This window comes from Propioniciclava sp. MC1683 (assembly GCF_014164675.1).
Lineage (GTDB): Bacteria > Actinomycetota > Actinomycetes > Propionibacteriales > Propionibacteriaceae > Propioniciclava.
Map to the genome: position 1 here is coordinate 53,707 of NZ_JACJFX010000001.1, position 26,637 is coordinate 80,343.

At 71.0% G+C, this 26,637-nt stretch carries 28 protein-coding genes; 20 read left to right on the top strand and 8 right to left on the bottom strand.

Annotation, left to right across the window (positions count from 1 at the left end):
* Nucleotides 1-81: 81 nt before the first annotated feature.
* Together H5397_RS00285 and H5397_RS00290 are read right to left on the bottom strand one after the other, a co-directional pair.
* The gene (locus H5397_RS00285; protein ID WP_182814314.1) at nucleotides 82-1,380 is read right to left on the bottom strand and encodes a DUF1015 domain-containing protein; all 1,299 of its coding nucleotides are present in this window, start codon (nucleotides 1,378-1,380) and stop codon (nucleotides 82-84) included.
* A gap of 59 nt (nucleotides 1,381-1,439) precedes the next feature.
* The gene (locus H5397_RS00290; RefSeq protein ID WP_309224231.1) at nucleotides 1,440-3,224 is read right to left on the bottom strand and encodes an alpha-amylase family glycosyl hydrolase; all 1,785 of its coding nucleotides are present in this window, start codon (nucleotides 3,222-3,224) and stop codon (nucleotides 1,440-1,442) included.
* A 170-nt stretch (nucleotides 3,225-3,394) separates the two neighbouring features.
* On the opposite strand from H5397_RS00290, the gene H5397_RS00295 reads away from it, so the two are divergent.
* Nucleotides 3,395-3,805 (top strand): helix-turn-helix domain-containing protein, encoded by a 411-nt coding sequence (locus H5397_RS00295; protein ID WP_182814315.1) that lies wholly within the window; start codon nucleotides 3,395-3,397, stop codon nucleotides 3,803-3,805.
* Between the two features lie 2 nt (nucleotides 3,806-3,807).
* Nucleotides 3,808-4,377 (top strand): hypothetical protein, encoded by a 570-nt coding sequence (locus tag H5397_RS00300; RefSeq protein WP_182814316.1) that lies wholly within the window; start codon nucleotides 3,808-3,810, stop codon nucleotides 4,375-4,377.
* A gap of 65 nt (nucleotides 4,378-4,442) precedes the next feature.
* On the opposite strand, the gene msrA is transcribed toward H5397_RS00300, so the two are convergent.
* Nucleotides 4,443-5,087, bottom strand: coding sequence for a peptide-methionine (S)-S-oxide reductase MsrA (gene msrA, locus H5397_RS00305; RefSeq protein ID WP_182814317.1), 645 nt, complete (start codon nucleotides 5,085-5,087; stop codon nucleotides 4,443-4,445).
* Between the two features lie 34 nt (nucleotides 5,088-5,121).
* Between msrA and H5397_RS00310 the strand changes: the two genes are divergently transcribed.
* Nucleotides 5,122-5,508 (top strand): hypothetical protein, encoded by a 387-nt coding sequence (locus tag H5397_RS00310; RefSeq protein ID WP_182814318.1) that lies wholly within the window; start codon nucleotides 5,122-5,124, stop codon nucleotides 5,506-5,508.
* A gap of 42 nt (nucleotides 5,509-5,550) precedes the next feature.
* On the top strand, nucleotides 5,551-6,576 hold the full coding sequence (locus H5397_RS00315; RefSeq protein ID WP_182814319.1) for an ABC transporter substrate-binding protein: 1,026 nt from the start codon (nucleotides 5,551-5,553) through the stop codon (nucleotides 6,574-6,576).
* A gap of 12 nt (nucleotides 6,577-6,588) precedes the next feature.
* Here H5397_RS00315 and H5397_RS00320 read toward each other — a convergent pair whose 3' ends face one another.
* On the bottom strand, nucleotides 6,589-7,134 hold the full coding sequence (locus H5397_RS00320) for a YbaK/EbsC family protein (RefSeq protein WP_309224232.1): 546 nt from the start codon (nucleotides 7,132-7,134) through the stop codon (nucleotides 6,589-6,591).
* A gap of 112 nt (nucleotides 7,135-7,246) precedes the next feature.
* On the opposite strand from H5397_RS00320, the gene H5397_RS00325 reads away from it, so the two are divergent.
* The 3 genes from H5397_RS00325 (at nucleotide 7,247) to H5397_RS00335 (ending at nucleotide 8,935) form a co-directional block, all read left to right on the top strand.
* Complete coding sequence (locus tag H5397_RS00325) at nucleotides 7,247-8,116, top strand: DUF929 family protein (protein WP_182814321.1); 870 nt, start codon at nucleotides 7,247-7,249, stop codon at nucleotides 8,114-8,116.
* Nucleotides 8,113-8,595, top strand: a complete 483-nt coding sequence (locus tag H5397_RS00330; protein ID WP_182814322.1) for a vitamin K epoxide reductase family protein — start codon at nucleotides 8,113-8,115, stop codon at nucleotides 8,593-8,595. Before H5397_RS00325 ends, H5397_RS00330 begins: the two co-directional genes overlap by 4 nt.
* Nucleotides 8,596-8,671: 76 nt before the next feature.
* Nucleotides 8,672-8,935 carry a hypothetical protein gene (locus tag H5397_RS00335; protein ID WP_182814323.1) on the top strand — a complete coding sequence of 88 codons (264 nt, stop codon included), beginning with the start codon at nucleotides 8,672-8,674 and terminating at the stop codon, nucleotides 8,933-8,935.
* 57 nt (nucleotides 8,936-8,992) lie between these two features.
* Here the strand turns inward: H5397_RS00335 and H5397_RS00340 are convergent, their stop codons facing one another.
* Nucleotides 8,993-9,325, bottom strand: coding sequence for an aldo/keto reductase (locus H5397_RS00340; RefSeq protein ID WP_182814324.1), 333 nt, complete (start codon nucleotides 9,323-9,325; stop codon nucleotides 8,993-8,995).
* A 130-nt stretch (nucleotides 9,326-9,455) separates the two neighbouring features.
* Here H5397_RS00340 and dnaK point away from each other — a divergent pair, with 130 nt between their 5' ends.
* The 4 genes from dnaK (at nucleotide 9,456) to H5397_RS00360 (ending at nucleotide 13,674) form a co-directional block, all read left to right on the top strand.
* A complete protein-coding gene (dnaK, locus tag H5397_RS00345; protein ID WP_182814325.1) occupies nucleotides 9,456-11,327 on the top strand; it encodes a molecular chaperone DnaK in 1,872 nt (623 codons plus the stop codon).
* Between the two features lie 210 nt (nucleotides 11,328-11,537).
* Entirely contained in the window at nucleotides 11,538-12,029 is a 492-nt protein-coding gene (gene grpE, locus H5397_RS00350; protein ID WP_260519455.1) for a nucleotide exchange factor GrpE, read from the top strand.
* A gap of 54 nt (nucleotides 12,030-12,083) precedes the next feature.
* Complete coding sequence (dnaJ, locus tag H5397_RS00355) at nucleotides 12,084-13,244, top strand: molecular chaperone DnaJ (protein ID WP_182814327.1); 1,161 nt, start codon at nucleotides 12,084-12,086, stop codon at nucleotides 13,242-13,244.
* A 4-nt stretch (nucleotides 13,245-13,248) separates the two neighbouring features.
* Nucleotides 13,249-13,674: a heat shock protein transcriptional repressor HspR gene (locus H5397_RS00360; protein ID WP_182814328.1), complete on the top strand. Its 426-nt coding sequence runs from the start codon at nucleotides 13,249-13,251 to the stop codon at nucleotides 13,672-13,674.
* A gap of 14 nt (nucleotides 13,675-13,688) precedes the next feature.
* On the opposite strand, the gene H5397_RS00365 is transcribed toward H5397_RS00360, so the two are convergent.
* Nucleotides 13,689-14,426 (bottom strand): AAA family ATPase, encoded by a 738-nt coding sequence (locus H5397_RS00365; RefSeq protein WP_182814329.1) that lies wholly within the window; start codon nucleotides 14,424-14,426, stop codon nucleotides 13,689-13,691.
* Nucleotides 14,427-14,583: 157 nt separating this feature from the next.
* Here H5397_RS00365 and H5397_RS00370 point away from each other — a divergent pair, with 157 nt between their 5' ends.
* From H5397_RS00370 to H5397_RS00390, 5 genes are all read left to right on the top strand, one after another.
* Nucleotides 14,584-15,495 carry a hypothetical protein gene (locus H5397_RS00370; protein WP_182814330.1) on the top strand — a complete coding sequence of 304 codons (912 nt, stop codon included), beginning with the start codon at nucleotides 14,584-14,586 and terminating at the stop codon, nucleotides 15,493-15,495.
* A gap of 77 nt (nucleotides 15,496-15,572) precedes the next feature.
* Nucleotides 15,573-16,130: an alpha/beta hydrolase fold domain-containing protein gene (locus H5397_RS00375; RefSeq protein WP_182814331.1), complete on the top strand. Its 558-nt coding sequence runs from the start codon at nucleotides 15,573-15,575 to the stop codon at nucleotides 16,128-16,130.
* A 13-nt stretch (nucleotides 16,131-16,143) separates the two neighbouring features.
* Entirely contained in the window at nucleotides 16,144-16,848 is a 705-nt protein-coding gene (locus H5397_RS00380) for an AzlC family ABC transporter permease (RefSeq protein WP_182814332.1), read from the top strand.
* On the top strand, nucleotides 16,845-17,153 hold the full coding sequence (locus tag H5397_RS00385; protein ID WP_182814333.1) for an AzlD domain-containing protein: 309 nt from the start codon (nucleotides 16,845-16,847) through the stop codon (nucleotides 17,151-17,153). Before H5397_RS00380 ends, H5397_RS00385 begins: the two co-directional genes overlap by 4 nt.
* A gap of 233 nt (nucleotides 17,154-17,386) precedes the next feature.
* Nucleotides 17,387-18,874 (top strand): DEAD/DEAH box helicase, encoded by a 1,488-nt coding sequence (locus H5397_RS00390; protein ID WP_182814334.1) that lies wholly within the window; start codon nucleotides 17,387-17,389, stop codon nucleotides 18,872-18,874.
* Nucleotides 18,875-18,958: 84 nt separating this feature from the next.
* On the opposite strand, the gene H5397_RS00395 is transcribed toward H5397_RS00390, so the two are convergent.
* Nucleotides 18,959-20,878 carry a M3 family metallopeptidase gene (locus tag H5397_RS00395; protein ID WP_309224234.1) on the bottom strand — a complete coding sequence of 640 codons (1,920 nt, stop codon included), beginning with the start codon at nucleotides 20,876-20,878 and terminating at the stop codon, nucleotides 18,959-18,961.
* Nucleotides 20,879-20,915: 37 nt separating this feature from the next.
* Nucleotides 20,916-22,775: an ABC transporter ATP-binding protein gene (locus tag H5397_RS00400; protein WP_182814335.1), complete on the bottom strand. Its 1,860-nt coding sequence runs from the start codon at nucleotides 22,773-22,775 to the stop codon at nucleotides 20,916-20,918.
* A 110-nt stretch (nucleotides 22,776-22,885) separates the two neighbouring features.
* Between H5397_RS00400 and H5397_RS00405 the strand changes: the two genes are divergently transcribed.
* The 4 genes from H5397_RS00405 (at nucleotide 22,886) to H5397_RS00420 (ending at nucleotide 26,587) form a co-directional block, all read left to right on the top strand.
* Nucleotides 22,886-24,337 carry a tryptophanase gene (locus tag H5397_RS00405; protein WP_182814336.1) on the top strand — a complete coding sequence of 484 codons (1,452 nt, stop codon included), beginning with the start codon at nucleotides 22,886-22,888 and terminating at the stop codon, nucleotides 24,335-24,337.
* A 94-nt stretch (nucleotides 24,338-24,431) separates the two neighbouring features.
* On the top strand, nucleotides 24,432-25,010 hold the full coding sequence (locus H5397_RS00410) for a hypothetical protein (RefSeq protein WP_182814337.1): 579 nt from the start codon (nucleotides 24,432-24,434) through the stop codon (nucleotides 25,008-25,010).
* Nucleotides 25,011-25,020: 10 nt separating this feature from the next.
* Nucleotides 25,021-26,229, top strand: coding sequence for an MFS transporter (locus tag H5397_RS00415; protein WP_220491864.1), 1,209 nt, complete (start codon nucleotides 25,021-25,023; stop codon nucleotides 26,227-26,229).
* Complete coding sequence (locus H5397_RS00420; RefSeq protein WP_309224235.1) at nucleotides 26,222-26,587, top strand: MGMT family protein; 366 nt, start codon at nucleotides 26,222-26,224, stop codon at nucleotides 26,585-26,587. Before H5397_RS00415 ends, H5397_RS00420 begins: the two co-directional genes overlap by 8 nt.
* Nucleotides 26,588-26,637 lie beyond the last annotated feature (50 nt).

Consider the following 26,637-nt stretch of genomic DNA (forward strand, 5'->3'; position numbering starts at 1 on the left):
GGAAGGACCTCCTCGAGGGTCGATTGCTGTGGCCCCGAGCCTAGTCCGACTCGTTGTCGTATTCGACCCCAAGTGAGAGATTCAGCGGATCGACCGGGACTCCATGTAGAACCGCTTGTCATGGGCATGTCCCATGGAGAACGTCTTGCGCGGCAGGGGCCCGTCGACGGCGATCGACCGGAAGAACGCGTCCTTCCCGATCCCCGGCAGCAGGAACCCCACGTTGCCCGGCCGGCGGCCCAGGTCGACCGTCACGTCCTCCCCGTGGACGTAGTCGATCTCCACCTCCGGGTTCTCGGCCAGCCACACGTCCAGGAAGGTCTGCAGGGTGCCCACCGCGAGCTGGTGGGTCGGGTCGGGCACCTCCGCGACCGACAGGCCGGACGCCTCGACGATGCCGAAACGCTGCACCCCGTCCCCGGACGCCACGGCCGCCAGCACGTCCTCCACCGAGTCCACCGGGCGGGTGGTCGCGCCGAGCGCGAGCAGGAGGTCGTCGACGACCGTGTCGCCGTCGAACAGGACGCGGTGGATCGGCTCGAACGTCAGTGATGGGTCGTGCAGGTTGACCAGCTCGACCAGCGCCCAGCGGGCCGGGTGGTCGGACGCCGCGCCCGCGGCCTTGAGCTCGTTCCAGGTGCCCTTCGCGGTGGCCAGGGAGTGGTTGCCGTCGCCCATGGCGAACTGCAGGGGGTGCTCGCCGGCGAGGCCGTAGCGGGTGGCGTAGGCCTCGGGCTCGACGAGCGCGTCCAGCGCGGCGAACACCAGCTGCTGGACGGCGGGGTCGCGCACGAGGCGTCCGGTGAGGTGGCCCGAGCCCAGCATGAGGTCGAGGTCGTAGGCCACCTCGAGGTCGTCGCGGACAGCCTCGACCGGGGCGAGGACAGACCCGGTGGGGTCGTCGTAGAGGACGAGGATGTGGGGCAGCTCGAGCGGGGCGTCGCGGCGCACCGCCATGCGCGGGGGCAGCCGGTCGAGGACGGTGCCCTCGGTCGAGCGGACCGCGCTGGTCGCGGTGGAGGAGAAGTCGTAGGCCTCGAGATCCAGTTCGACGACCAGGCCGCGCTGGGTGCCGCCGCTCACGCCGCGCTCGACGTACACGATCGCCTCGTGCTCCTCGAGCAGGCCGGTGTTCAGGTACTCCCGCATGGTCTGCTGGCAGGCCCGCACCCGCTCGGCCACGTCGGGCGCGCCCAGGTGCAGCTCGGGGAACACCATCCGCAGGGTCGAGGGCGCGTCGCCCACGACCTTCTCGACCTCGGCCCAGTACTCGGGCTGGGAGGTGAACTGGTCGCAGGCGATGACCGCCCAGCGGTGGGCGTCCACGGACGCCTTGGGCAGCAGCACGCGCGGGGTGCGGACGACGACGGGAGCGCTCACGGGCTCACCCTAGCCGCGCACCCCGTCGCGCGGACGGGTGCGCCCGGTGGCGGGACGGGTCAGGCGTCCTGGCTGTAGACGAGCACCGAGTAGGGGCCGACCGACACGTTCCCGTGCCACTGCAGGCCGTCGGCGTCCTCCTCGTAGGCCTCGATGTCGAAGCTCTCGAAGTCGCCGAACAGCGAGCTGTACAGGGTCGCGTCGGAGTTGAAGCGCAGCTTCCACAGCCCGCCGCTGGGCAGGCCGATGCGGCGGTACTCCATGGCCTCGGCGGAGAGGTTCACGACCACGACGACGTCGTCGCCCGGGCCGTGGTCCAGCCAGCGCTGGAAGACCAGCAGGTTGGAGCCCTCGTCGACGTGGTGGACGTTGAGGCCGCGCCCGGTCAGGCCGCGGGTGACCCCGCCGCGGTTGAGGCGGAGGTCGATGAGGTCGCTGTAGAGACGGGCGAGCCCCTGGAAGTCCTCGTTTCGCTTCCAGTCCAGCGGCACGTCGTCGCGGAACCAGCCACCCTCGAGGAACTCCTGGCCCTGGAAGATCATCGGGATGCCGGGGGAGGTCATCACCAGCGCCGCCCCGACCGTGGACCGCTTCTGCGACGGCCAGCCGGTGGCGTTGTCGGGCTCGATCTCCTGCGGGACCCGGGCCTGGCCGTTGGCCACCTCGTCGTGGGACTCGGTGTAGATGACGCGCTCGAGCGGGTCGCCGTAGTGGTGGGCGATGGCCTCGGCGATGGCCCCGATCGACCGCTGCCCGTCGTCGGGGGTGATCAGCTCGGCGCGCACCGGGTGCACGAAGGCGGCGTCCCACTGCGCGTGGAAGCCCGCCCCGTCCTCGTTCTCCTCGGTGATGAGCGGGTTCTTGTGCAGGTCCTCGGCGATCATGATGCGACCGGGGAACTCGGTGCGCACGCTGTCGGTGAGCCAGCGCATGAGCGACCAGCCCTCGTCGAGGTAGTTGCCCTGGTGGGTGTACATGTGGGGCACCATGTCGAGGCGCAGGCCGTCCACGTGGTAGTCGCGCATCCACATCAGCGCGTTGTCGCGGATGAACGTGCGCACCTCGCCGCGGCCGTAGTCGGGCCGGGTGTCGCCCCACGGGGTCTCGGAGCGGTCGTCGTTGTAGAAGTAGATGCCGCCCTTGCCGTTCTCGCTCCACCCGTCGAACGTCCACAGGTCGAGGTCGGAGGGGCCGAAGTGGTTGTAGACCACGTCCTGGATGACGGCCAGACCGCGCTTGTGGCACTCCTTGACGAAGGTCTTGTAGGCGTCGGGGCCCCCGTAGGCGCTCTCGACGGCGAAGATGTGGGCCGGGTTGTAGCCCCAGCTCATGTCGCCGGCGAACTCGGCCATGGGCATGACCTCGACCGCGTTGACGCCGAGGTCGACCAGGTGGTCGAGGCGGGCGATCGCGTCGTCGAGGTGCCCCACGGAGCCCTCGGAGTCCTGGCCGCCGAACGAGCCGATGTGCATCTCGTAGATGACCAGCTCGTGGTGGGGCGGGCAGTTCGCCGAGTCGCCCTCCCAGTCGTAGGCGCCGTGGTCGTAGATGACGCCGTTGCCGACCGAGTTGGTGACCTGGCGCGCGTAGGGGTCGACCCGGGCGAAGGAGTTCTCGCCGTTCGTGATCTGGTACTTGTACTCCTGGCCCGCGACGGCGCCCTCGACGAAGCCGTACCAGAACCCGTTGCCCTCGTTCTCCAGCGCGTCGGCGTCGTTGCGCCACTCGTTGAAGTCACCGAAGACCGTCACCGCGTCGGCGTGGGGGGCCCAGACCCGGAAGGCGGTGCCTCCCTCGACGGGGATGGCGCCCATGCCCTCGATCGGGTGTTCGGGTGTGGTCACGGCAGGCTCCTCGAGGCCGGCGACAGGGGTTCGGGACGCAGCCTAGCGGGCGGACGCGAGTGCTTGCCGTTCGGTTTGCACCCTGATGGGCCTAGCCGGGGTCGCGTCAGGGTGCAGATCCGGGGTCGAGGGGGTTGTGGGCGCTAACTGCAGCTAGCAGACTTGTGGGCATGGACGGCTTCGAGGTCAACGAGCAGCACGAGCGGCTGTCGCTCGGCGACTTCATCGCCACCCAGCGCCGTGCGGCAGAGATGTCGCTCCGGCAGCTCGCCGACCGGGCGGGCATCTCCAACCCGTACGTGAGCCAGATCGAGCGTGGGCTGCGCAAGCCGTCCGCGGAGGTACTGAACCAGATCGCCACCGCCCTGTCGGTGTCGGCCGAATCCCTGTACGTCCGCGCCGGCATCATCGACCCGGACGAACACCGTCCGACGTCGGTGCAGCGCGCAGTCCAGTCCGACCCGGCCCTGACCGCCGCCCAGAAGCAGGCCCTGATCACCGTCTACCTGGCGTTCGTCCAGCCCGACGCAGGGCCTCACCCCACACCCACGCCGGACGTCCCGGCAGCCAGCAAGGAGTGACCATGTCCGACCAGTACAACGAGTACAACGACCAGACCAAGCCCGAGGGCGAGTTCGTCGAGGAGTTCGAGGTGAAGGCCGAGGACGCCCACCTGGCCGCCGGTGAGAAGTTCACCCCCGAGCAGCTCGGTGACGCCGTCATCAAGTTCGCCACCGAGACCGCCTACGCCGCCGCCGGCTTCGCGAACGTCCTGGCCGAGAAGGCCAAGGTGTTCTACGAGTCGCAGCGCAAGGAGATCGCGGCCAAGACGCCCGAGGGCGTGGACCCGAACTTCCGCCAGTTCGTCGACGCGATGCCCGACCAGTTCAAGGGCTTCATCGACGAGGCGACCAAGGCGTTCCACGACATGGCCGAGCGCGGCCGCACCACCGTCGCGGACCTCCAGCACCAGGTCCAGGCGGCCCGTGACGCCGCCAAGGACGCCCGCACCAACCCGACCGAGGCCTTCGACCTGAAGGACGACGCCGCCGCGACCGCCGAGGCCGCCGACGCCGTCGCCCCCGAGGACGCCCAGGACGTCGTCACCGACGCCTACCCGGGTGAGGCCAAGGACGAGCCGCGCCAGTGGTGACACAGCGCACCTGACCCACGAGGGCCCCGGACCGATCGGTCCGGGGCCCTCGTGCGTCCCGTGGGTCAACCGCAGGTCACGCCGGTGGCGTGGATGGGGCAGTAGCCGTTGGGGTTCTTCTCCAGGTACTGCTGGTGGTAGGCCTCGGCCCAGTAGAACGGGGCGTCGTCGGCGGCCACGATCTCGGTGGTGATGTCGCCGTACCCGGCCGCGGAGAACGCCTCCTGGTAACGCTCCTTCGCGGCGGCCGCGGCCGCCGCCTGCGCCTCGTCGACGGGGTACAGGGCCGAGCGGTACTGGGTGCCGACGTCGTTGCCCTGGCGGAACCCTTGGGTGGGGTCGTGGGCCTCGAAGAAGACCCGCAGCAGCTCGTCGTAGGACACCATCGCCGGGTCGTACGTCACCCGCACGGCCTCGGCGTGGCCGGTGCGCCCCGAGCAGACCTCCTCGTAGGTGGGGTTCGGGGTGTAGCCGCCCATGTACCCCACCGCGGTGTTGGTCACGCCGGGTGTGTTCCAGAACATCTTCTCCTCGCCCCAGAAGCACCCGAGCGCGAAGTAGGCGACCTCGGACCCCTCGGGGGTGTCGAGCACGTTCGTGCCGAAGATGTCGTGCGTCGCGCCCTCGGGCAGGATCGACCGATCCCGCCCCGGCAGGGCGAGGCGCGGGTCGACCATGCGTGGTTGGATCATCCCCCAGCTACCGAACATGCCCGCAAGGGTAGCTCGCACTACGCTGGTCGCCATGACTGCTGCGTTCGCCCCCGGGTTCTACACGACCAAGGCCGAGGCCGCCTCCGTGGCCGGCGACTGGCGCTTGGGCGGGTGGACGCCGAAGGTGCTGCAGCTGCCCGAGGACCTGGGCCGCGACGCGCGCCGCACGGTGCTGGCCGAGCTCGGGCTGGCGCTCGGGCTCGGTGAGCTGGCCTCCCCGGCGGCGCTGTCCGAGGCGCTCGGGCGCGTCGGGGCGTCCACCGTGCTGGTCTGGGCGCGCGGCCAGGAGTTCGCGGACGCCGAGCCCGCGGTCTGGAAGGCGGTCGGGGACGTGCTCGAGAAGCGCGCCAAGGCCAAGCCCGACTTCGCCGTGGTCCTGGCCGGTGCCGACAAGAAGTCCAAGGAGCGCGACCGCTGAGACGGTCCCGGCCTTGTCGGTGTGCCGGTGAACAATGCTCACATGCCATCTCTCTCCCGACGCTCCCTGATCGCACTCGCCACCGCCGCGGGCCTCGGCCTCGCCGGTTGCGCCGGCTCCCCGGCGGCCACGCCGGCCGCAACCCCGGCGGACAGCGCGGGGGCGACGACGGCGTCCGGCCAGGTGCTGCAGATCGGGATCGCGCAGATCGTCGACCACCCGTCGCTCAACGACCTGCGGGACGGCTTCAAGGAGGGCATGGCCGCGGCCGGCTACGTCGAGGGAACCGACGTCGTCTACGAGGACCGCAACGCCGCGGGTGACCAGGCCACGCTGACCTCGATCGCCTCGGCGTTCGCCAGCAAGGACCTCGTGGTCGCCATCGCCACCCCCACCGCGCAGGCGATGGTGCAGGCGCTCCCCGACACCCCGATCTTCTTCGCGGGCGTGACCGACCCGGTGGGCGCCGACCTCGTCGCGTCGCTGGAGGCGCCCGGCGGCAACGTGACGGGAACCTCGGACTTCCCGCCCGTGGCCGACCAGCTGAAGCTGATCAAGGAGATCCTCCCCGAGGCGAGGACCATCGGCCTGCTCTACAGCTCGGCCGAGACCAACAGCCACATCCACGCCGACATGGTGAAGGAGGCCGCCCCCGCCCTCGGGCTGGAGGTGAAGGAGGCGACGGTGTCGAACTCCTCCGAGGTGGCCCAGGCCGCCGAGTCGCTGACCGACGTGGACGCGTTCTTCATCGGCACCGACAACACCTTCGTCTCCGCGATGGAGTCGGTGGTGCAGGTCGCCGAGGCCAACAAGATCCCGCTCGTCGTGTCCGACCCCGACTCGGTCGTGCGCGGGGCGCTGGCGGCCTACGCGGTGGACTACCGCGCCCAGGGCGTCCAGACCGGGACGATGGCGGCGCAGATGCTGAAGTCTGGCGGCAAGGCGGGCGACATCCCGGTCGAGCGGGCCAAGGACCTCGAGCTGTCGGTCAACCCCGGCGCCGCGGAGCGCATGGGCGTCACGCTGCCCGCCGACGTGCTGGCGCGCGCCGACCACACGGTCGACTGAGTCGAGCCCCGCTCAGCCCGCCGGCCGGGCGAGGTCGTCGACGCGTTCGGCGCCCGGCAGCGCCAGCAGGGTGGTGACGGGCACGAACAGCTTCGAGGCCCGGATGCCCGACCCGATGCACACCCAGTCCGTGTCGGCCACGGCGCCGTCGACCCAGATCGGCCAGTCGGCGGGGACACCGATGGGGTTGATCCCGCCGTACTCCATACCCGTGGCCTCGACGGCGAAGTCCATGGGCGCGAACGAGGCCTTGCGCGCGCCGAGCCGCTTGCGGATGAGCCCGTTCACGTCGAGGCGGTCCGTGGCGCGCACCATGCACACCACGTGGGAGTCGACCCCGGCGCGGGTGCCCCGCACGACGACCGCGTTCGCGCTGGCGTCCAGCGGCACGCCGTAGTGGGCGCACAGCTGCTCGGTGTCGGCGAGGCTCGGGTCGATGGCGGCGACGAGCGCCTCCAGCCCGGTCCGCTCCAGCACGGCCAGGGTGGCTGGCGCGAGCAGGTCGGGGCGCTCGAGCGCCGGGGCGGTGTCCAGGGACCCGAAGAGTTCGTGAGGCACCGCGCCATCCTGCCACGTGGATCCGGCCGGATCGGGGCGGACCGCGGCCCGCGGCGTCCGGGTGGCTCTGTAGGCTGTGGGGGACGTCACGACAGCAACAGGAGAAGCGCGCATGGCGAAGGCAGGCAAGCAGCCGAACGCGGCACAGGGCTCGGCGCGGGCGCGGCTCGCGGAGGAGCGGCGCAAGGCGGAGCAGGCCGCCCGGCGCAACAAGATGTTCGGCATCGCGGCCGGCGCCGTGGCGCTGCTGCTCGTCGCCGTCGGCGTGATCATTGCGATCGGCATGAACCGGCCCCAGGCCCCCGGTGGCGGTGGCAGCACCGGTTACGTGGCCGCGCTGCAGAACGTGCCGGCCGCCGATCTGGACGCCGTGGGCGTGGGCGCGCTGCCCGTCACCCCGGCCGAGCCCGTGCCGGGCGGCGAGGTCCAGATGCAGGACGGCAAGCCGCGCCTGCTCTACATCGGCGCCGAGTACTGCTCCTTCTGCGGCTACACCCGCTGGCCCCTGACCATCGCCCTCGAGCGGTTCGGTGACTTCTCCGGCCTGGAGGCGGGGCAGGCCCCGTCGAACGCGGGCATGATCCCGACCGTGTCGTACAGGGACGCGACCTACACCAGCGACCACCTCGTCTTCAAGGGGTACGAGCTCAAGGACGCGCAGGGCAACGACATCCAGACCCTCACCCCCGAGGACGAGACCATCGCCCGCGAGCGCGGCATGCAGGGCTACCCGTGGCTGTACTGGGGCACCCACACGAGCGGGACGCCGTTCCTGCAGCCCTTCCTGCAGGGCGGGTACATGCCCGGCAAGAGCGGCGACTCGATCGCGGAGAAGCTGAAGGACACCTCCTCGCCGGAGGCGCAGGCCATCCTCGGCGCGGCGAACGTGACCACCGCCCAGATCTGCGCCCTGACCGGCGACCAGCCCGGTGACGTCTGCTCGGCGCCCGGCGTCGTGGCGGCGAAGGCGGTCCTGGGATGAGTGCGGCGGTGACGTCGCCGGTGACCCGGGTCGCCGACCCGAGCCCGCTGTGGATCAAGCTGCTGTGGGTGGCCAACCTGGCCGTCTCGATCTACCTGACGTGGCAGCACTACAACGCCGACGTCGTGCTGGTCTGCCCCGAGGGCGAGTTCGTCAACTGCGCGTCGGTCACGTCCTCGAAGTGGGCCTACCTGTTCGGCGTCCCGGTGGCGCTGCTGGGGGTGCTCTACAACATCGTGGGCGTCGGCTTCGCGTTCCTCGGGCGCCGGCTGGGCCTGGCCCGCGGGCGCCTGGCCGGGGTCGCATTCACCGGTGTCGGCATGCTGTTCGTGCTCTACCTCGTGTGGGCCGAGTTCGTCATGATCGGGCAGATCTGCTCCTGGTGCACGGTCGTGCACGTCATCACCGCCGTGCTCTTCGTGTACTACCTGACGGTGTACTTCGCGGGTGACCCGGGCGAGGCGGCCGAACCGGCCTGACGGGCCCTTCCGTGGCGGCCCCGCAGGTGGCAGGATTCATCCGCCCACCGCACCGCGACGACAGAACGGACGCCCCGTGGCCCAGCAGCTCAACCCCTACATCACCGTCGACGGCAACTGCGCCGAGGAGGGCATGGGCGACTACACCCCGGGCACCAACGTGCAGATCTCACTCTCGGGCGACGAGGCCGAGGCGCTGCAGGGCTACTGGGCCCAGCTGAGCGAGGGTGGCCAGGTCATCATCCCGCTGCAGAAGCAGATGTGGGGCCACGAGTACGGCCAGCTCGTGGACCGCTTCGGCATCATCTGGCACGTCAACATCGCCGGGGACGCCGCCTGACGCGACCTGATTCCGACCTGATCCGGGCCGCCCCCTTGCGGGGCGGCCCGCGTCATGTCAGCCGAAGAGGTTGCCCAGCGTGGAGCCGCCCGGGTTCTCGCCCGGCGCGGCCGAGCGCACCCAGGCCTGGAGGGCGTCCGGGTTGTGGGACTGCACGTCGCGCCGCCCGCGCAGGGCCTCGCCCATCAGGGACTCGCTGGTGCCGGCCGGGCTGCCGTACATCGAAGCGGTGTCCAGGAACGTGACGCCGTGGTCGATCGCGGCGTCGAGCACCGCCTTGGTCGCGGGCAGCGTCTCGGTCACGAAACCGGGACGGCCGAAGTTGTTGCAGCCGAGGCCGACCGCGCTGACGAGGAGGTCGCGGGAGCCCAGCGGGCGGAGGTCCGTCATGGGCCAGACTAACCGCGCCGGATGGGAATACCCCGACCCTTCCCTGAGTTGAGTCTGGTGAACTCAACTTCGAAGATGAGCGTGCTAGGCTCAAGCCCGAAGTTCCCCGAACCTCTGGAGGTAACCCACCATGGCCCGTGCAGTCGGTATCGACCTCGGCACCACCAACTCCGTCGTCGCCGTCCTCGAGGGCGGCGAGCCCACCGTCATCCCCAACGCCGAGGGCGCCCGCACGACGCCGTCCGTCGTGGCCTTCGCCAAGAACGGCGAGGTCCTCGTCGGCGAGGTCGCCAAGCGCCAGGCGGTGACCAACGTCGACCGCACCATCCGGTCGGTCAAGCGTCACATGGGCACCAACTGGAACATCGACATCGATGGCAAGAAGTACACGCCCCAGGAGATCAGCGCCCGCGTGCTGCAGAAGCTCAAGCGCGACGCCGAGGCCTACCTGGGCGAGACCGTCACCAACGCGGTCATCACCGTGCCGGCGTACTTCAGCGACGCCGAGCGCCAGGCGACGAAGGAGGCCGGCGAGATCGCGGGCCTGACCGTCGACCGCATCATCAACGAGCCCACCGCCGCCGCGCTGGCCTACGGCCTCGACAAGGGCGACATCGAGCAGACCATCCTGGTCTTCGACCTCGGGGGTGGCACCTTCGACGTGTCCCTGCTCGACATCGCCGACGGCGTGTTCGAGGTCAAGGCCACCAAGGGCGACAACCGCCTCGGTGGTGACGACTGGGACCAGCGGGTCGTCGACTGGCTCGCGACCCAGTTCAAGAACGCCCACGGCATCGACCTGGGCAAGGACAAGATGGCCAAGCAGCGCCTCCAGGAGGCCGCCGAGCGCGCCAAGATCGAGCTGAGCTCGGCGCAGGAGACCCACATCAACCTGCCGTACATCACGGCCGGTGCCGAGGGCCCGCTGCACCTGGACGAGAAGCTCACGCGTGCCGAGTTCCAGCGCATGACGCAGGACCTGCTCGACCGCTGCCGCGCCCCGTTCAACGCCGTCATCAAGGACGCCAACACCACCGTCGGCAAGATCGACCACGTCATCCTGGTCGGCGGCTCGACCCGCATGCCGGCCGTCGTCGACCTGGTCAAGGAGCTGACCGGCGGCAAGGAGCCCCACAAGGGTGTCAACCCCGACGAGGTCGTGGCCCTGGGCGCGTCCCTGCAGGCCGGCGTCCTGAAGGGTGAGGTCAAGGACGTCCTGCTGCTCGACGTCACCCCGCTGTCCCTCGGCATCGAGACCAAGGGCGGCGTGATGACCAAGATCATCGAGCGCAACACGACGATCCCGACCAAGCGGTCCGAGGTGTTCACCACGGCCGAGGACAACCAGCCCTCGGTGATGATCCAGGTGTACCAGGGCGAGCGTGACTTCGCCCGCGACAACAAGTCGCTCGGCAATTTCGAGCTCACCGGCCTGATGCCCGCCCCGCGCGGCGTGCCGCAGATCGAGGTCACCTTCGACATCGACGCCAACGGCATCGTGCACGTCAACGCCAAGGACATGGCCACCGGCAAGGAGCAGTCCATGACGGTGACCGGCGGCTCGGCGCTCGGCAAGGACGACATCGACCGCATGATGAAGGACGCCGAGGCGCACGCCGAGGAGGACAAGAAGCGTCGCGAGTCCGTCGAGATGCGCAACGAGGCCGACAGCCTGGCGTTCCGCACCGAGAAGCTGCTCAAGGACAACGAGGAGTCGATCGGCGACGACGTCAAGGCCCCGGTCCAGAAGGCCCTCGACACGCTGAAGGAGGCCCTGAAGGGCACCGACAACGACGAGGACGTGAAGGCCGCCATGAACGACCTGAACGATAAGGCGTCCGCGATGGGCCAGGCCATGTACGCCGCCGCCCAGGCCGCCCAGGGCGGGTCGGGCGACGACCAGGCCTACACCTCCGAGGACGCCCCGGCCTCCGACGACGCCGCCGGTGACGACGACGTCGTGGACGCCGAGATCGTCGACGACGAGTCCGACAAGAAGTGACGCAGCGGCCGGCTGGGTAGGCTCCCAGCGATGGCTCCCCACGGAGTCCGTCGCTGGGCCTGCTCCGCCGGCCCCCTGCCTTTGAGGAGAGATGACGTGACCCACAACCCCCGTGATGAGTTCGTTCCCGACGGCGAGGCCGGCGGCGACGGCCCCGAGGTTCCGCTGATCCCCGACGACGCCTCCGAGCTGCTGGACGTGGACTCGCCCGTGGAGGCCCCCATCGAGGGGTCGGCCGAGGAGCGGACGGCCGCACCCGCGGCGTCCGGTCGTGAAGGTGACCTGGAGGCCGCGCTCGCCGAGCGCACCGCCGACCTGCAGCGCCTGCACGCCGAGTACGTGAACTACAAGAAGCGCGTCGACCGTGACCGCGACGTGGCCCGCCAGAAGGGCGTGGAGCAGGTCGTCAACGACCTGCTGCCCGTGCTGGACGCCATCGACGCGGCCCGGCAGCACGAGGAGTTCGAGGGCGGCTTCCGCCTCGTCGTCGACGCGCTGGAGAAGGTGACCGGCAAGTACGGCCTGGTCGCCTTCGGCGAGGTCGGCGAGGAGTTCGACCCCAACGTGCACGAGGCCCTCATGCACATGCCGCTGGAGGGCGACCACACCACCACGGTGGTGTCGGCCGTGATCCAGAAGGGCATCCGCCTGGGCGACCGCATCGTGCGGCCCGCCCGCGTGGGTGTGGCCGACCCCGCCTGATGGGTCGGCCCGCACCCACCCCCACCCACTCGATGAGCATGAGAGGAGGCGCCGATGAGCACCAAGGACTGGCTTGAGAAGGACTACTACAAGATCCTGGGCGTCTCCAAGGACGCCAAGCCCGAGGAGATCAAGAAGGCGTTCCGCAAGATCGCCCGCGAGAACCACCCCGACGCCAAGCCCGGCGACAAGAAGGCCGAGGCGAAGTTCAAGGAGGCCTCCGAGGCCAACTCGGTGCTGTCCGACCCCAAGAAGCGCAAGGAGTACGACGAGCAGCGGTCGCTGTTCGGATCCGGGTTCCGCTTCCCGGGTGCCGGCGGCACGCGGCCGGGCGGCTTCGGCGCGCCCGGCGGGCCCTCCATGGAGGACCTGTTCCGCAACGCCACGTCGGGCAACCAGGACATCTCCGACCTGTTCGGGGGCCTGTTCGGCGGCACGACGAGCCGGCGCACCACCCGCAACCCGCGGCGCGGCACCGACATCGAGGGCGAGGTCTCGATCGACTTCACCCAGGCCGTCGAGGGCACGACCGTGGCCATGCAGACGGTCTCGGACGCCCCGTGCTCGTCCTGTCGCGGCACGGGCGCCAAGGCCGGGACGGTGCCCAAGGTCTGCACGACCTGCCAGGGCTCGGGCATGAAGGAGTCGCAGACCTCGGGTGGCTTCGCCATCGCCGAGCCCTGCCCCGACTGCCGCGGCCGCGGGCTCGTCGTCGACGACCCGTGCCCCGACTGCTCGGGCTCCGGCCGTGCGCGTTCGACCAACACGATGCAGGTGCGCGTGCCCGCCGGCGTGACCGACGGCCAGCGGATCCGCATCAAGGGCAAGGGCGGCGCCGGCGAGAACGGCGGCGCCGCGGGTGACCTGTACGTGCTCGTGCACGTGCGCCCGCACCCGGTGTTCGGCCGCAAGGGCGACAACCTGACCCTGGACGCCCCGGTGACCTTCGAGGAGGCCGCGCTCGGCGCCCAGATCGAGGTGCCGACCCTGTCCGGCCCCCGCGTGCGCCTGCGCCTCCCGGCCGGGACGCCCAACGGCCGCACCTTCCGCGTGCGCGGCAAGGGCGTCCGCAAGGCAAACGGCGACCACGGCGACCTGCTCGTGACCGTCGACGTCCAGGTGCCCTCGTCGCTGTCGGCCGAGGCCGAAGCCGCCCTGAGGCACTACGCGGACGTCGCGGGCTCCGGCAACCCGCGCGCCGGACTGTTCGGGTGACGTGATGTCGGACTTCCTGCCCGCACGGATGGACGTGGACGCGCCACTGTTCACGGTGACCATGGCGGCGCGGCTGGCCGAGATGCACCCCCAGACCCTGCGCGGTTATGACCGCATGGGGCTGGTGGTGCCCTCGCGGTCCAAGGGGCGCGGACGCCGCTACACGTTGCGCGACGTGGCCCGGCTGCGACACATCCAGGAGCTGTCGCAGGAGGAGGGCATCAACCTCGAGGGCATCCGGCGGATCCTGTCCCTGGAGGCCCAGCTCGACGAGGCGCAGGGCCAGATCGCCCGTCTCGTCGAGATCCTGACGGCGCGTGAGGAGTCCGGTTCGGTGACGGCGCGTACGTTCACCGCCGGACACGGCACCGTCCACCTGGGCCGCACCGTGCGCGCCCAGTCCCCCCGGGCCCTGCCGCCCGGCCTCTGAGGTCACCGCCCGGCTCAGGAGAGGTGGCGGAGGAACCGCTGCGGGTCCGCGAGGAAGTAGCGCTCGTTGACGACCAGGTCCAGGTCCTCCCAGGCGCGCGGCTCGATGCCCGCATCCGACAGCTGCAGGATCGTCGCCCCCGGGAGCGCCGACAGCATCGGTGAGTGCGTCGCCATCACGATCTGGACGCCGGGCTCAGCCAGAAGGTCGACCAACGTCGCCAGCGCGTGCAGGCTGGAGGTGAAGGAGAGTGCCGACTCGGGCTCGTCGAGAAGGTAGAGGCCGGGACGGATGCGGCCGCGATGGCGCGTTCGGTCCTCGAGGATCGCCCGGAACGACTCCCCGTGGCTGAGGTGGTGGAACGAGTCGCCGCTGGTGGCCAGGTATGAGAACAACCCGTGCATCGTCTCGGCGCGCAGGAAGTAGCCGCCGCGGCTCGCACCGGCGCCGCGGACGAGTTGGACGGTCTCGGCCAGCGGCGATTCGGTGCGTTGCGTGCTGAACCGTGCGCCCGTCGACCCACCCTCGGGGTTGAGCCCGTAAGCCTCGGCCAGTGCCTCGAGGATCGTCGACTTGCCCGACCCGTTCTCGCCGACCAGGACGGTGGCCTGCCCGAAGTCGATGCCGTCGGCCAGCAGCGCCGCCACCGTCGGGATGCGCCACGGCCACGCCTTGGGCTCCCACTCCGCCCCGGTGCGGGCCTCCATGCGGCGCACGGGACGCCCCACCCCCGGGATCGCATTCCTCGCCATGGGCCCCACGGTAGGGCGCAGCACAGACACTCCCGGGGCGCGCAGCTGGATTTGCTCCCACGGACAGACCGGTGGTCGGATCTATGGCCCTTGATGTGGTTCAATCGGCGGGTCAACATCCCCCACGTATGACACGCAGTCAAGGAGAGGTTGGTCCATGAGTGGAACCGCGGCGTCCACAAAGGTGTGGCGACGTATCGGCGTCCATGCACGCGAGGCCTTGTTGCGAACCCTGAACCCCATCGAACTGCGCACGATCCTGGCCGACGTGGCCCGGTCCCGGGCCAGTGACCAGACCCCCGCCGACCTGATCAAGCGGTGGCGCGAGGACAAGCTGCTCGCGCCGAGCATGCTCGACCCGCGTGAGGCGCTTCCGATCACCGCGAAGCTGTGGGAGGTCGTGCCGCCGGAGTTCGTGGGCGTCACCCTCAGCCAGCTGACGTCCCTCGGCTCCGGCATCCACCTCGGCGGGCTGGGGCAGAACCGCGTCGTCACGACGATGCGCGGCACCGAGGTGCTGGCCGACCCCAAGCACGGCCTGGCGCTCGAGGCGTCCCGGCGTCGGCGCAACGGGCACTCGCGGGTGCACCTCGCCACGCACGCCCGGTGCACGCACGCCTGGGACCACAGCGAGGAGTCCTCGCACGAGCTGCGGTTCGCGCTGGTCTCGTCCGCCCCCGATGGCGGCGGGCTGAGCACCGAGGCCGACCTGCTCGACCTCCACCTCGACTACTGGCGCGAGATCATGGGGACGGTCGTCCCGCGCGGCCGCATCGAGCTCACCGTCTGGGACTCCACCCTGGCCGGCCTCATCGAGGCCCGGGGCACCCGCGACGGCGTGATCGTCGTCGAGGGCACCAGCGACGAGCGGCGTCCGTGGCGCAACCCGTACACGACGGCGGCGTTCCGGTTCGTGGTGGACGGGGACGGCGACGAGCCCCACGAGGTCGGCGACGGCGGGTTCGTCACCTGGACCCAGGCACTCACGCGCAACCGCAAGGACCGCTGCCTGGTCTCCGGCGTCAGCGTCGACGCGATCGTCCCGCACACCTGGGAACAGTCCGAATGATGAATTGAGGTCTTCGCTTCGGGGCGGCCTGGGTGCACAGTGTGCGAAACCCGCAGCGTCCAATGGAGGAGACCTCGATGAGCACCCAGCACGACCGACTCGACCCCGAATCACGCAGCGCCCTTGAAGTGTTCCTCGGCGCGCTGCCCGGCGGTTTCAACGGCATCCCCGACATCGTCGCGCGCCGTGAGGCGTCCGCCGCCCTCAACGCCGCCGGCGTGGAGGCGGCCGGCGGGCCCGACCCGTCCGTGACCCGCGACGACCGCACGTTGCCCGGCCTGGCCGGCGACCCCGAGGTGCCCGTCACCGAGGTCGGTGTCTGGGACCGCGCGGGCAACATCGAGGCCTGGGAGTGGTTCCTGGGCGGCGGCGAGCCCGACAAGTACGCCTCGCCGCTGCTCGAGACCGACTGGTCGGGGCTCGCGCCGATCTTCATCGACGTCGGCACCGAGGACATGTTCCGCGACGAGGACATCACGCTCGTGGGCGAGCTCGTGCGCCAGGGCAACCCGGTCGAGTTCCACCTCTACCCGGGCGCGTTCCACGCCTCCGAGGTGCTCGCACCCGAGGCGTCCCTGTCGAAGCGGATCATGGCCAACCGGCTGGACGCCGTGAAGCGGGCGGTCGCGGGCTAGCTAGCCTGAGGCCGTGGACGCGGCGGCATCGGGTGACCTGCGGGCCGGCCTGCGGGACTCGGTGCCGATCGCGGTCGGCTACCTGACCGTCGCGCTGGCGTTCGGCCTCTTCTGCGCGCAGGCGGGCATCCCGACCTTGGCCGCCACGGTGGTGTCGCTCACGAACCTGTCCAGCTCCGGCCAGTTCGCCGGGGCAACGGTGTGGGCCGCGGGCGGGACCCTGCTCGAGCTGGCCCTGGCCGTCGCGCTGGTCAACCTGCGCTACGTGCTGATGGCGGTCTCGCTCGGCCAGCGGCTCGCGCCCGGCACGCCGACGTGGCAGCGGCTGGTGATGGCGTTCGGCATCACCGACGAGATCTACGCGCTTGCGATGCGGACGCCGCGGGTCACCTTCGCCGCCTACGCCGGCTCGATGCTGCTGCCGATCGCGGGGTGGACGCTCGGGACACTCGCCGGGGCGCTGTTGGGGTCGGTGCTGCCGCCGCTGCTGGTGTCGGCGTTCGGCGTGCTGCTGTTCGGCATGTTCGTCGCGATCGTCGTGCCGGTCGCGCGCGCCGACCGAGCCGTGCTGGGGGTCGTCGTCGCGGCCGTCGTGCTGAGCTGCCTGCTGGCCTGGCTGCCGTGGACCGCCGGCATCGACGTCGGCTGGCGGATCATCATCGTCACGCTGCTGGCCGCGGCCGGCGGCGCGTTCGCGTTCCCCCGGGAGGCGGCGTGAACCTCTGGGCGTGGGTGGCGGTGATGGCCGTCGTCACGTACCTGCTGCGCGCGGTGCCGCTGGTGGCGTTCCGCGAGGAGGTGCGCTCGCCGTGGGTGCGCTCGTTCCTGTACTACGTCCCGTACGCGGTGCTCACCGCGATGACCGTTCCGGCCATCCTGCTGGCGACCCGGACGCCGGCGTCCGGCCTGGCCGCCCTCGTTGTCGCGGTCGTGCTCGCCCTCAGCGGACGCTCGCTGATCGCCGTCGCACTCGGTGGGTCTGTGGCGGTCCTGGTGGTCGAGCTGGCGCTCGGCCTGGGCTGAAGGCGGGCTGTCGGTGGGCTGAACGCGGGCTGTCGGCGGGCGGAACACGGGCTGTCGGCGGGGGGCCGATGCAGGGGATTGTGCTTGCGTGCACTAACATGGACCCGCGACCCGCACCAGTCTTGCCTCGGGTCGTAGGTGATGCGGCACACGGTGCCGCTGGCCGCGCCGCACCGGTCACTCGGATCGGATCCAGCACGAGCGCGCCGGGCGAGACGCCCACGAAAGAACCCATGACTTCTCAGTTCGCACGCCTCGGCGTGCCCACGTCGCTCGTCGCCGTCCTGGCCGAGCGCGGCATCCAGACTCCCACCCCGATCCAGGCGGCCACGCTGCCCGACTCGCTGGCCGGACGCGACGTCCTCGGCCGCGGGCGCACCGGATCGGGCAAGACCTTCGCCTTCGCGCTGCCCGTCGTAGCGCGCCTGGCCGACACCGCCAACCCGACCGCGCGCCGGCGTCCCGCCCCGGGCCGCCCGCGTGCCCTCCTGCTCGCCCCGACGCGTGAGCTGGCCGCCCAGATCGCCGAGTCGGTCAAGCCCCTTGCCGACGCGTCGCGGCTCTCGACGCTGACGATCTTCGGCGGCGTCAACCAGAACCCGCAGGTGCGCACGCTCAAGTCCGGCGTGGACATCCTCGTCGCCACGCCCGGACGCCTGCTCGACCTCCGCGACCAGGGCCACCTGTCGCTGGAGGCGGTCGAGGTCACCGTCATCGACGAGGCCGACCACATGAGCGACATGGGCTTCCTGCCCGGGGTGAAGAAGATCCTCGCGGCGACCCCGCGCGACTCGCAGCGCCTGCTGTTCTCGGCCACCCTCGACAACGCCGTGGACGTCCTGGTCCGCCAGTTCCTGCACGACCCGGTCGTGCACGAGGCCGACTCGGCCGTCTCCCCGGTCACGCGCATGGAACACCACGTGCTCACCGTGTCGGCGGCCGAGCGCTCCGACGTGATCGCCGACTTGGCCGCCGCGCCGGGCCGCACGATCCTGTTCACGCGCACCAAGCACGGCGCGAAGAAGCTGGCCAAGCAGCTCAACGGACGCGGCATCCCCGCGGTCGACCTGCACGGCAACTTGTCCCAGAACGCCCGCGTGCGGAACCTCGCCGCGTTCGACTCCGGCCGCGTCGAGACCCTCGTCGCCACCGACATCGCTGCCCGCGGCATCCACGTCGACGACGTGGCGCTGGTCGTGCACGCCGACCCGCCCACCGAGCACAAGGCCTACCTGCACCGCTCGGGTCGCACCGCCCGCGCGGGCTCGGCCGGCACGGTGGTCACCATCGCGACGCCCGATCAGCGCGGCGACGTCCAGGGCCTCATGCGTGCGGCCAAGATCAAGCCGACCGTGACCCCCGCCTCGGCGGACGTGCTGCGCGAGCTGGCCCCCGGCGAGCGCCGCGTGTTCTCCGCCGACGAGGTCGCCGACCGGACGCCGTCCGCCCCCGAGCAGCCCTCCTCGCGTCCGCGCCGGTCGGGTCGCGGTGGCGGCTCGGGTCGCGGATCCGGCTCGGGGCGTGCTGCCGGTTCCGGCCGTTCCGGCCAGGCGCCCACGGCGTCCCAGCCGCAGGCCCCGCGCGGGCAGCGGGCCGGGCTCAAGGCGTCCGGCAACGGCTCGGGCCGCGTGCCCTCGGGTGTCGCCCCGGCCGGCTCGACCCGCGGCGCGGCCGCGTTCTCGGCCTCGGCCGGGCGTTCGGTGCGCCGCCGCACCCGCTGACCCCACCGTCCCCGGAATGTGCTCCGTGAACCTGGCGCCACGTGCCTCAGGTGCAAGGAGCTCATTTCGTGACCGGTCAGGGGGTCACTGGGCCAGCCAGGCCGCGTAGGCGTCGAAGTTGTACGGGCGTTCGAGGAAGTCGGCGACGAGGTCGGCGGCGTCCTTGGTGCCGCCGGCCGCGAGCACGCGGTCGCGGTAGCGGGTGGCCACCTCGGGGGCGAACAGGTCGGCGCGGTCGAAGACCGAGAACATGTCCTTGGCGATGACCAGGCTCCACATGTAGGTGTAGTAGCCCGAGCCGTAGCCGTCGAGGTGCCCGAACGACGTGGGCATGCAGGTGCCGTCCATGTACGGGAACAGCGAGTACTGCTCCTGCAACTCGCGGGTGCGGGCGACGAGGTCGTCGGGGTTCTCCAGGTGCAGGCGGTACGACAGCGCCGCGTAGAACATCTGCGTGCGTGCGAAGTAGCCCTTGCCGAAGTCGTCGGCCGCGCGCATGCGCTCCACGAGGTCGGCCGGGATCGGCTCGCCCGCGGCGTTGGTCGCGAACGAGCCCAGCACGGACGGGTCCCAGGCCCACTCCTCGAGCATCTGGCTGGGGGCCTCGACGAAGTCCCACTCGGTGGCGACGCCCGAGAACTCGGCCCACGCCTGCTGGCCGCCGACGAGGTGGTGCACCAGGTGGCCGAACTCGTGGAACAGGGTCACGACGTCGTCGTGCTCCATCAGGCCGGTGGGAAAGTTGCAGACCAGGACGCCCTCGGGCACCTGGCGGCCGGCCACGCCGTTGGTCAGCGTGAACTGGGCAGCGTGCTTGAACTTGCCCTCGCGCGGGTGCAGGTCGAGGTAGATGCGGCCCAGCGGGGCGCCGTCGTCGGTGCGGCTGACGTCGTAGGCGCGCACCGCCTCGTGCCACACCGGCACGTCGGCGGGGGAGTAGGTGAGCCCGAACAGGCGTCCGGTCACGTCGAGCAGGCCGGCGCGGACCTTGCCGAAGTCGAAGTAGGTGCGCACCTGCTGGGCGTCGACGTCGAGCTCCTCGCGACGGTGGACCTCGGCGTAGTAGCCCGAGTCGGACGACTCGACGTGGGTCGCGTCGGGGCGGTCCTGGCGCAGGCGGGCCAGCAGGCTGTCGACGTCACGGCGGGCCGGCTCGAGCGCGGCGTCGGCGATCTTGTCGATGAACGCACCGATCGCGTCCCCCTTGCCGATCATCTTGACCTCGGCGTCGAAGTCGGGCCAGTTGTCGTACCCGAGCAGCGTGGCCAGCTCGGCGCGCAGGCCGAAGATCTCGCGCAGCACCTCGACGTTGTCGGGGTAGCCGATGGTCAGCTGGGCCACGACGAGCTCACGGCGGGCGTCGGCGTCGCGCGCGAAGGTGCGGAACGGGATCGCGTCGGGGTAGTCGGTGGTGACGGTGACCAAGCCGTCCTCACCGGCGGGGTGGGCCTCGATCCAGTCGGCGGGCAGGCCCTCGAGCTGCTCGGGGCGGACCTTGATCGAGCGCGTCCCCTCGCGGATCGTGCGCGCGAACGTCTGGCCGAGCACCGTCAGCCGGTCGCGGATCTCCTTCACGCGGGCGCGAGTGGGCTCGTCGGCGGCCACGCCGGAGCGGCGGAAGTCGCGCAGCGTCTTCTCCAGCAGGCGGGACGCCTCGGGGTCGAGCCCGGCGGGGTCGACGGCCGCGAAGATCGCGTACAGCTCGGTGTCGAGGCCGAGCTCGGTGGCCAGCTGCTGTGCGGCCAGGGCGGCCTTCTCGGCGGCGTCCCGGACGCCGGCGTCGGGGTGGACCTCGCTGAACAGCTCGCCGCGCGCGGCGGCGTTGCCGATCGCGAGCACGACCTCGTTCCAGCGCTGGAGCGTGGCCAGCGCGGAGGCGGGCGGGTCGGCCTTCAGCTCGGCCACCAAGGTGCGGGCCCGGTCGAGCGAGGCCTCGGACGTCGACGACACCCAGTCGAGGTAGTCGTCGGCGGCGGGCAGGGTCAGCGGAGCGAGTTCAGTCACGGGCGCCAGCCTAGCCAGCGCCACCGCCCCCGCAGGGTCAGCCGGTGATGTCGAAGGCGGCCATCCGGCGCTTGTCGCGCTTGGTGCCCGACTCCTGCAGCGCCAGCAGCTCGGCGTAGATGCCGTCGGTGACGGCGAGCTCGGCGGGGGAGCCGACCTCGTCGATGCGGCCGTCGCGCAGCGTGATAATCCGGTCGACGGTGCTGATGGTCGAGAGGCGGTGGGCGATGATGATGCTCGTCCGGTCGGTCATGAGCTCCTCCAGCCCGGACTGCACCAGGCGCTCCGAGCGCGAGTCGAGCGCCGAGGTGGCCTCGTCGAGCACGAGCAGCGGGGCGTCCTTGAGCATGGCCCGGGCGACCGCGATGCGCTGCTTCTGCCCGCCCGAGAGCCGGACGCCGCGCTCGCCGATCAGCGTGTCGTACCCGTCGGCCAACTTCGCGATGAACTCGTGCGCGTTGGCCCGGCGGGCGGCCTGCTCGAGCTCGGCGTCGGTCGCATTCGGACGCCCGTAGGCCAGGTTCTCGCGCACCGTGCCCGAGAACAGCGAGGCGTCCTGGAACACCACCCCGATCTGGGCGCGCACCGTCGAGGGCGGCTGGCCGGCGGTGTCGGTGCCGGCGATGCTGATCGCGCCGGCGTCGGGGCGGTAGAGCCCGAGCAACAGGTTCACCAGCGTGGTCTTGCCGCCGCCGGACTCGCTCACCAGCGCGATCCGCTCCCCGCGGGCGACCGCGAACGAGATGTCGTGCAGCACCTCGGCGTCCGCGTCGTACCCGAAGCTGACCCCGGCGAACTCGATCGTCGGGGCGTCCGGGACGACCGGCCATGCGCCGGACCCGGGCCCGGACGGCAGGCTGGGGTCGCTGCGCTCCCACTGCGTCGCGGCGGACGGAATGCGGGCTGTCGGCGTGAGCGCGGCGAGGGGTTCGGGGGTCTCGTCCATGACCTCGAAGTAGCTCTTCGAGCCGGCGATCGCGTGCTGGGAGGAGTCGACGAGGAAGCTCATCATCATGACCGGCGTGCGGGCCATCGCCACGAGCTGGATGAGGAGCACCATGTCGCCCAGGGTGAAGATGCCGGCGGCGGTCTGGGCGAAGATGATCAGGTAGATCCCGAAGAAGATCACGTTGAGGGAGCCGCGGCGGGCGACGTCCATGCGGTGCCACCACGATGACTGCGTGTGGGTGGTGGACACGGCCTTCCCGTAGTGGCCGTCGAAGGCCTCCAGCTCGGTGCGTTCCCGGACGAAGCTCTTCACGACCTTGATCTGCCCGATGACCTCGGCGAAGCGGCCGCCCGCGGCGTCCAGCTCGACGTTCTTCTCGCCCTCGAGCTTCTGCCAGCGCTTCGAGGTGAGCGCGGTCAGCCACGTGAACAGCGGGTAGATGATCAGCAGCAGCAGGGCGAGGGGCCACGAGTAGAACAGCGAGATGACCAGCACCGCCACGACGGTGATCAGCGTGGGGAAGAAGTTGTTGCTGAACATCTGCAGGAACTGCGTGACCTCGGTGATCGACCGGTTCAGCTTGTTGATCACCGTGCCCGTGAGCTGGTTGTCGAAGTAGCGCTGCGGCAGGCTCAGCAGCTTGGCGTAGTAGCGCGAGCTCAGCAGGGCGCGGAGCCGCATCGTCATGGTGTCGCCCAGGAAGCCGCCCACGTTGCTCAGGACGGTGTTGAGCAGCTCGGCCACGAGCAGGGCTCCGGCCAGCGCCACCAGCACCATCAGCCCACCGCCGCCACCGGACGCCTGCGCCACGACCTCGTCGGTGGCCCGGGCGATGATGAACGGGGTGGCCAGCGCGGTGACGGCGACCAGCACCGACGTGGCGATGATCCCGGCGTACCAGAGCCAGAGCTCGCGCGAGGTGAAGAGCACGCGCAACAGGGTTCGCACAAGGGGTGAGCCTACGCGCCCGCCCATCCTGCGACCACCGCGGTGCTACGACGCGGTGTAGTGAGAGGATTCACTTCACAGTCGCGACCCCTGCGTGAAAGGCACTCCCCATGTCGAAGGTGACGTTCTTCCGAGGCCAGCAGCTCCCGCTGGAGATGCACAAGGTGCGCATCATCCAGAAGCTCACCCTGCTGCCGGTCGAGCAGCGGCTGGAGGCGATCCGGGCCGCGGGTCACAACACGTTCCTGCTGCAGAACGCCGACGTGTTCCTCGACATGCTGACCGACTCGGGCGTCAACGCGATGAGCCAGGAGCAGCAGGCCGCCATGTTCCGCGCCGACGACGCCTACGCCGGCTCAGCGACCTACACCCGCCTCTACGACAAGCTCGTCCAGGTGTTCGGCATGGAGTACTTCCTGCCCGCCCACCAGGGCCGTGCCGCCGAGAACATCCTCGGCCAGGTGCTCGTGCGCCCGGACACCGCGGTGGCGATGAACTACCACTTCACCACCTCCAAGCAGCACGTCGTCGTGCATGGCGCCGAGGTGCTCGAGCTGATCCACCCCGACGGGCTCAAGGTGACCTCCGACCACCCGTTCAAGGGCAACATGGACACCGACGCCCTGCGCGCGGTCATCGCCGAGCGCGGCGCCGAGGGCCTCAGCTTCGTGCGCATGGAGGCCGGCACCAACCTCATCGGCGGGCAGCCGTTCAGCCTCGATAACCTCACCGAGGTGTCGCAGATCTGCCACGAGCACGACATCCCGCTCGTGCTCGACGCGTCGCTGCTGGCCGACAACCTCTACTTCATGAAGATCCGCGACCCGCGGTGCGTCGACCTGGAGATCCCGGCCATCGTCAAGGCGATGGCCGACCTGTGCGACATCATCTACTTCTCCGCCCGCAAGCTCGGCTTCGGCCGCGGCGGCGGCATCTGCATCCGCGACGAGGCCATGTACAAGCGCATGCGCGGCTTCGTGCCCATGTTCGAGGGCTTCCTCACCTACGGCGGCATGTCCGTGCGTGAAATGGAGGCGATCACCGTCGGCCTCGACGAGACCCTCGACTTCGACATGATCAACCAGGGCCCGCAGTTCATCGCCTACATGGTCAACGAGCTCGACCGCCGCGGCGTCCCGGTCATCACCCCGCCCGGCGGACTGGGCGCGCACGTCGACGCGATGCGCTTCCTCGACCACGTCGACCAGCGGCAGTACCCGGCCGCGGCGCTGGCGTCCGCGGTGTTCCTGGCCTCGGGCGTGCGCGGCATGGAGCGCGGCACCATGTCGGAGGCGCGCGACATCAACACCGGCGTCGAGCCGCTGGCCCACATGGAACTCGTCCGCCTGGCCCTGCCGCGCCGCGTGTTCACCCTGTCGCAGGTCAACTACGCCATCGACCGCATCGACTGGCTGTACCAGAACCGCCACCTCGTCGGCGGCATGCGCTGGGTCGAGGAGCCCGAGATCCTGCGCTTCTTCTACGGCCGCCTCGAGCCCATCGGCGACTGGACGACCAGGCTCGTCGAGCAGTTCCGCGCCGACTTCGGCGACAGCCTCTGAGCGGGCGGCCGGCCGGTTGCCCGCTGGGTGGGCAACCGGGTCGGCCGAACCCGGACAGCGGTGGGAGAATGGGCCGTTCACAGGAAGGAACCCCATGCTCCACCGTTCTCCCGCGCGCGCCGGGCTGCGCACGCTGACGTTCACCCTGCCCCTCGAGTGGGCGGGCCGTGCCAGCGTCGTCGGCAACTTCAACGACTGGACGCCGGGGCGGCTCACGCTGTCGGCCGACGGTGACGTGGCGCGGGCGTCCGTGGAACTGCCGGACGACTACATCGCCGTGTTCCGCTACCTCGGCGAGGGCGACCACTGGTTCGACGAGCCCGAGGCCGACATGGTCGACGGCGGCGGCAGCGTCGTGTGGCCCGAGCCCTGGGCGTCCGGGGTGGTCGAGGTAGAGGACGCGCCCGAGGCCGGCGAGCCCGCCCCCGCGAAGGACGCGGCCCCGCGCAAGCCCTCCCCGGCGGAGAAGGCGAAGAAGGTCGGCAAGAAGCGCCGCGAGCGCGAGGAGGAGAAGGCCCGGGAGGCCGCCGAGGAGGCGCGGAAGAAGAGCCGCAAGCTCGCCGACAAGGTGGCCAAGGCTTCCGACAAGCAGCGCAAGGCCGCCGAGCGGGTGGCGCGCGAGCGCGAGCGCATGGCCGCCAAGCAGGCCAAGAAGGCGGCGAAGAAGGCGTGAGGCGGCGATGATGCGCTCCAAGGTGAGGCTCTGGTGGGGCGTGCTCGCGATCGTCGCGCTGGCGATCAACCTGCGCCCCGGCGCGACATCGCTCGGCCCCGTCCTCGCCGAGGTGCAGGCCGGCCTGGGCATGGGCGGCTCGCTCGCCGGACTGCTCACCTCGGCGCCCGGCTTCGCCTTCGCCGTGTTCGGCGCGTTCGCCGTGGTCATCGGCCTGCGGCTGGGGCTGGCCGGTGGCCTCCTCGTGGCGGCGCTGGGCGCCGCGCTCGGGCTGCTGGGGCGCACGTTCGTCGACTCGGTGCCCCTGTTCTTCGTGCTGACCGCGCTGGCGTTCGCCGGCATGGCGTTCGGCAACGTGCTGGTGCCCGCGTTCATCAAGGCCCACTACCCGAACCGGCTGGCCTCGATCATGTCGGTCTACACGGTCTCGCTGGCCATCGGCGCGACCACCGCGTCGCTGGTGTCGGCCCCGCTGTCGGATGTCGCGCCCGGAGGCTGGCGGGCGTCCCTCGGCGTCTGGGGCCTGGCTGCGCTGGCCGCGGCGGTGCCGTGGGCGGTGCTCGCGGCGTCCGAACGGCGGCGCCGGCTGGCCGAGGAGGTCGTCACCCACCGGGTGTCCGGCTCGGTGTTCGCCGTGATCGGGTCGCGCAAGGCCGTTGCGCTGGCGCTGTTCTTCGGGATGCAGTCGATGCAGGCCTACGTCCAGTTCGGCTGGATCGCCCAGATGTACCGCGACGGCGGCCTCTCGGCGACGCAGGCAGGGGCGATGGCGTCCCTGTTGGCGGCGTTCGGCGTCCCGGCCGGCTTCGTGATGCCCGTCGTGGTGGCGCGGGTGCGCGACCCGCGCTGGGTCGTCGTGCTGCTGGGGGCGCTGCTCGTGGGCGGCTACCTCGGCGTGTGGCTTGCGCCCACCACCACGCCGTGGCTGTGGGCGGCGCTGCTCGGGGTGTCGGGCTTCGCGTTCCCGATGGCGATGGCCCTGATCACCGCCCGCACGCGCGACGCCCACACCACCACGCAGCTGTCGGGCTTCACCCAGTCGGTCGGCTACCTGTTCTCGGGCATCGGGCCGCTGCTCGTCGGCATCCTGTTCGAGGTCACCGGCGGCTGGGACGTGCCGCTGTGGTTCCTGCTCGGCTCGGCCGCGGTGTTCGTGGCCTCGGGCCTGGTGGCGGCAGGCCCCGGCTTCGTCGACGACGAGTTGGCCGCCCGTGCGTGAGGTGCCGGACGCCCTCCCCAGCTCGGTCGAGCGGGTGCGGCTGGCCGTGTCCCTCGTCCCGGAGGGGCGGGTGGCGTCCTACGGCGACATCGGCGCCCTGGCCGGGGTGGGGCCGCGGCAGGTCGGCGCGATCATGCGCGAGGCGTCCGAGGGACTGGCCTGGTGGCGGATCGTCTCCCACGACGGCGTGCTGGTGCCGCTGGCCTCGGCCCGCCCGCACTGGGACGCCGAGGGCATCGTCGTCCGCCCCGACGGCCGGGGCTGCCGGATGCGTGCCTACCGGGCCGACCTCGCCGAGTTGGCCGCCGAGTACCGCTTCGCCGCGGCCGAGCGCGGCTGGGGCGTGGCAACCGATTGAACTCGCTCGCCTCCTCGCGTAAAGTTGAACCATCAACTACGTGAGGAGTC

Coding starts and splice junctions, on each gene's coding strand:
- H5397_RS00390 (WP_182814334.1), top strand. CDS start 17,387: ATGACTTCTCAGTTCGCACGCCTCGGCGTGCCCACGTCGCTCGTCGCC.
- H5397_RS00310 (WP_182814318.1), top strand. CDS start 5,122: ATGACTGCTGCGTTCGCCCCCGGGTTCTACACGACCAAGGCCGAGGCC.
- msrA (WP_182814317.1), bottom strand. CDS start 5,087: ATGTTCGGTAGCTGGGGGATGATCCAACCACGCATGGTCGACCCGCGC.
- H5397_RS00330 (WP_182814322.1), top strand. CDS start 8,113: ATGAGTGCGGCGGTGACGTCGCCGGTGACCCGGGTCGCCGACCCGAGC.
- dnaJ (WP_182814327.1), top strand. CDS start 12,084: ATGAGCACCAAGGACTGGCTTGAGAAGGACTACTACAAGATCCTGGGC.
- H5397_RS00405 (WP_182814336.1), top strand. CDS start 22,886: ATGTCGAAGGTGACGTTCTTCCGAGGCCAGCAGCTCCCGCTGGAGATG.
- H5397_RS00370 (WP_182814330.1), top strand. CDS start 14,584: ATGAGTGGAACCGCGGCGTCCACAAAGGTGTGGCGACGTATCGGCGTC.
- H5397_RS00340 (WP_182814324.1), bottom strand. CDS start 9,325: ATGACGGACCTCCGCCCGCTGGGCTCCCGCGACCTCCTCGTCAGCGCG.
- H5397_RS00315 (WP_182814319.1), top strand. CDS start 5,551: ATGCCATCTCTCTCCCGACGCTCCCTGATCGCACTCGCCACCGCCGCG.
- H5397_RS00415 (WP_220491864.1), top strand. CDS start 25,021: ATGCGCTCCAAGGTGAGGCTCTGGTGGGGCGTGCTCGCGATCGTCGCG.
- H5397_RS00295 (WP_182814315.1), top strand. CDS start 3,395: ATGGACGGCTTCGAGGTCAACGAGCAGCACGAGCGGCTGTCGCTCGGC.
- H5397_RS00325 (WP_182814321.1), top strand. CDS start 7,247: ATGGCGAAGGCAGGCAAGCAGCCGAACGCGGCACAGGGCTCGGCGCGG.
- H5397_RS00410 (WP_182814337.1), top strand. CDS start 24,432: ATGCTCCACCGTTCTCCCGCGCGCGCCGGGCTGCGCACGCTGACGTTC.
- H5397_RS00365 (WP_182814329.1), bottom strand. CDS start 14,426: ATGGCGAGGAATGCGATCCCGGGGGTGGGGCGTCCCGTGCGCCGCATG.
- H5397_RS00375 (WP_182814331.1), top strand. CDS start 15,573: ATGAGCACCCAGCACGACCGACTCGACCCCGAATCACGCAGCGCCCTT.
- H5397_RS00300 (WP_182814316.1), top strand. CDS start 3,808: ATGTCCGACCAGTACAACGAGTACAACGACCAGACCAAGCCCGAGGGC.
- dnaK (WP_182814325.1), top strand. CDS start 9,456: ATGGCCCGTGCAGTCGGTATCGACCTCGGCACCACCAACTCCGTCGTC.
- H5397_RS00360 (WP_182814328.1), top strand. CDS start 13,249: ATGTCGGACTTCCTGCCCGCACGGATGGACGTGGACGCGCCACTGTTC.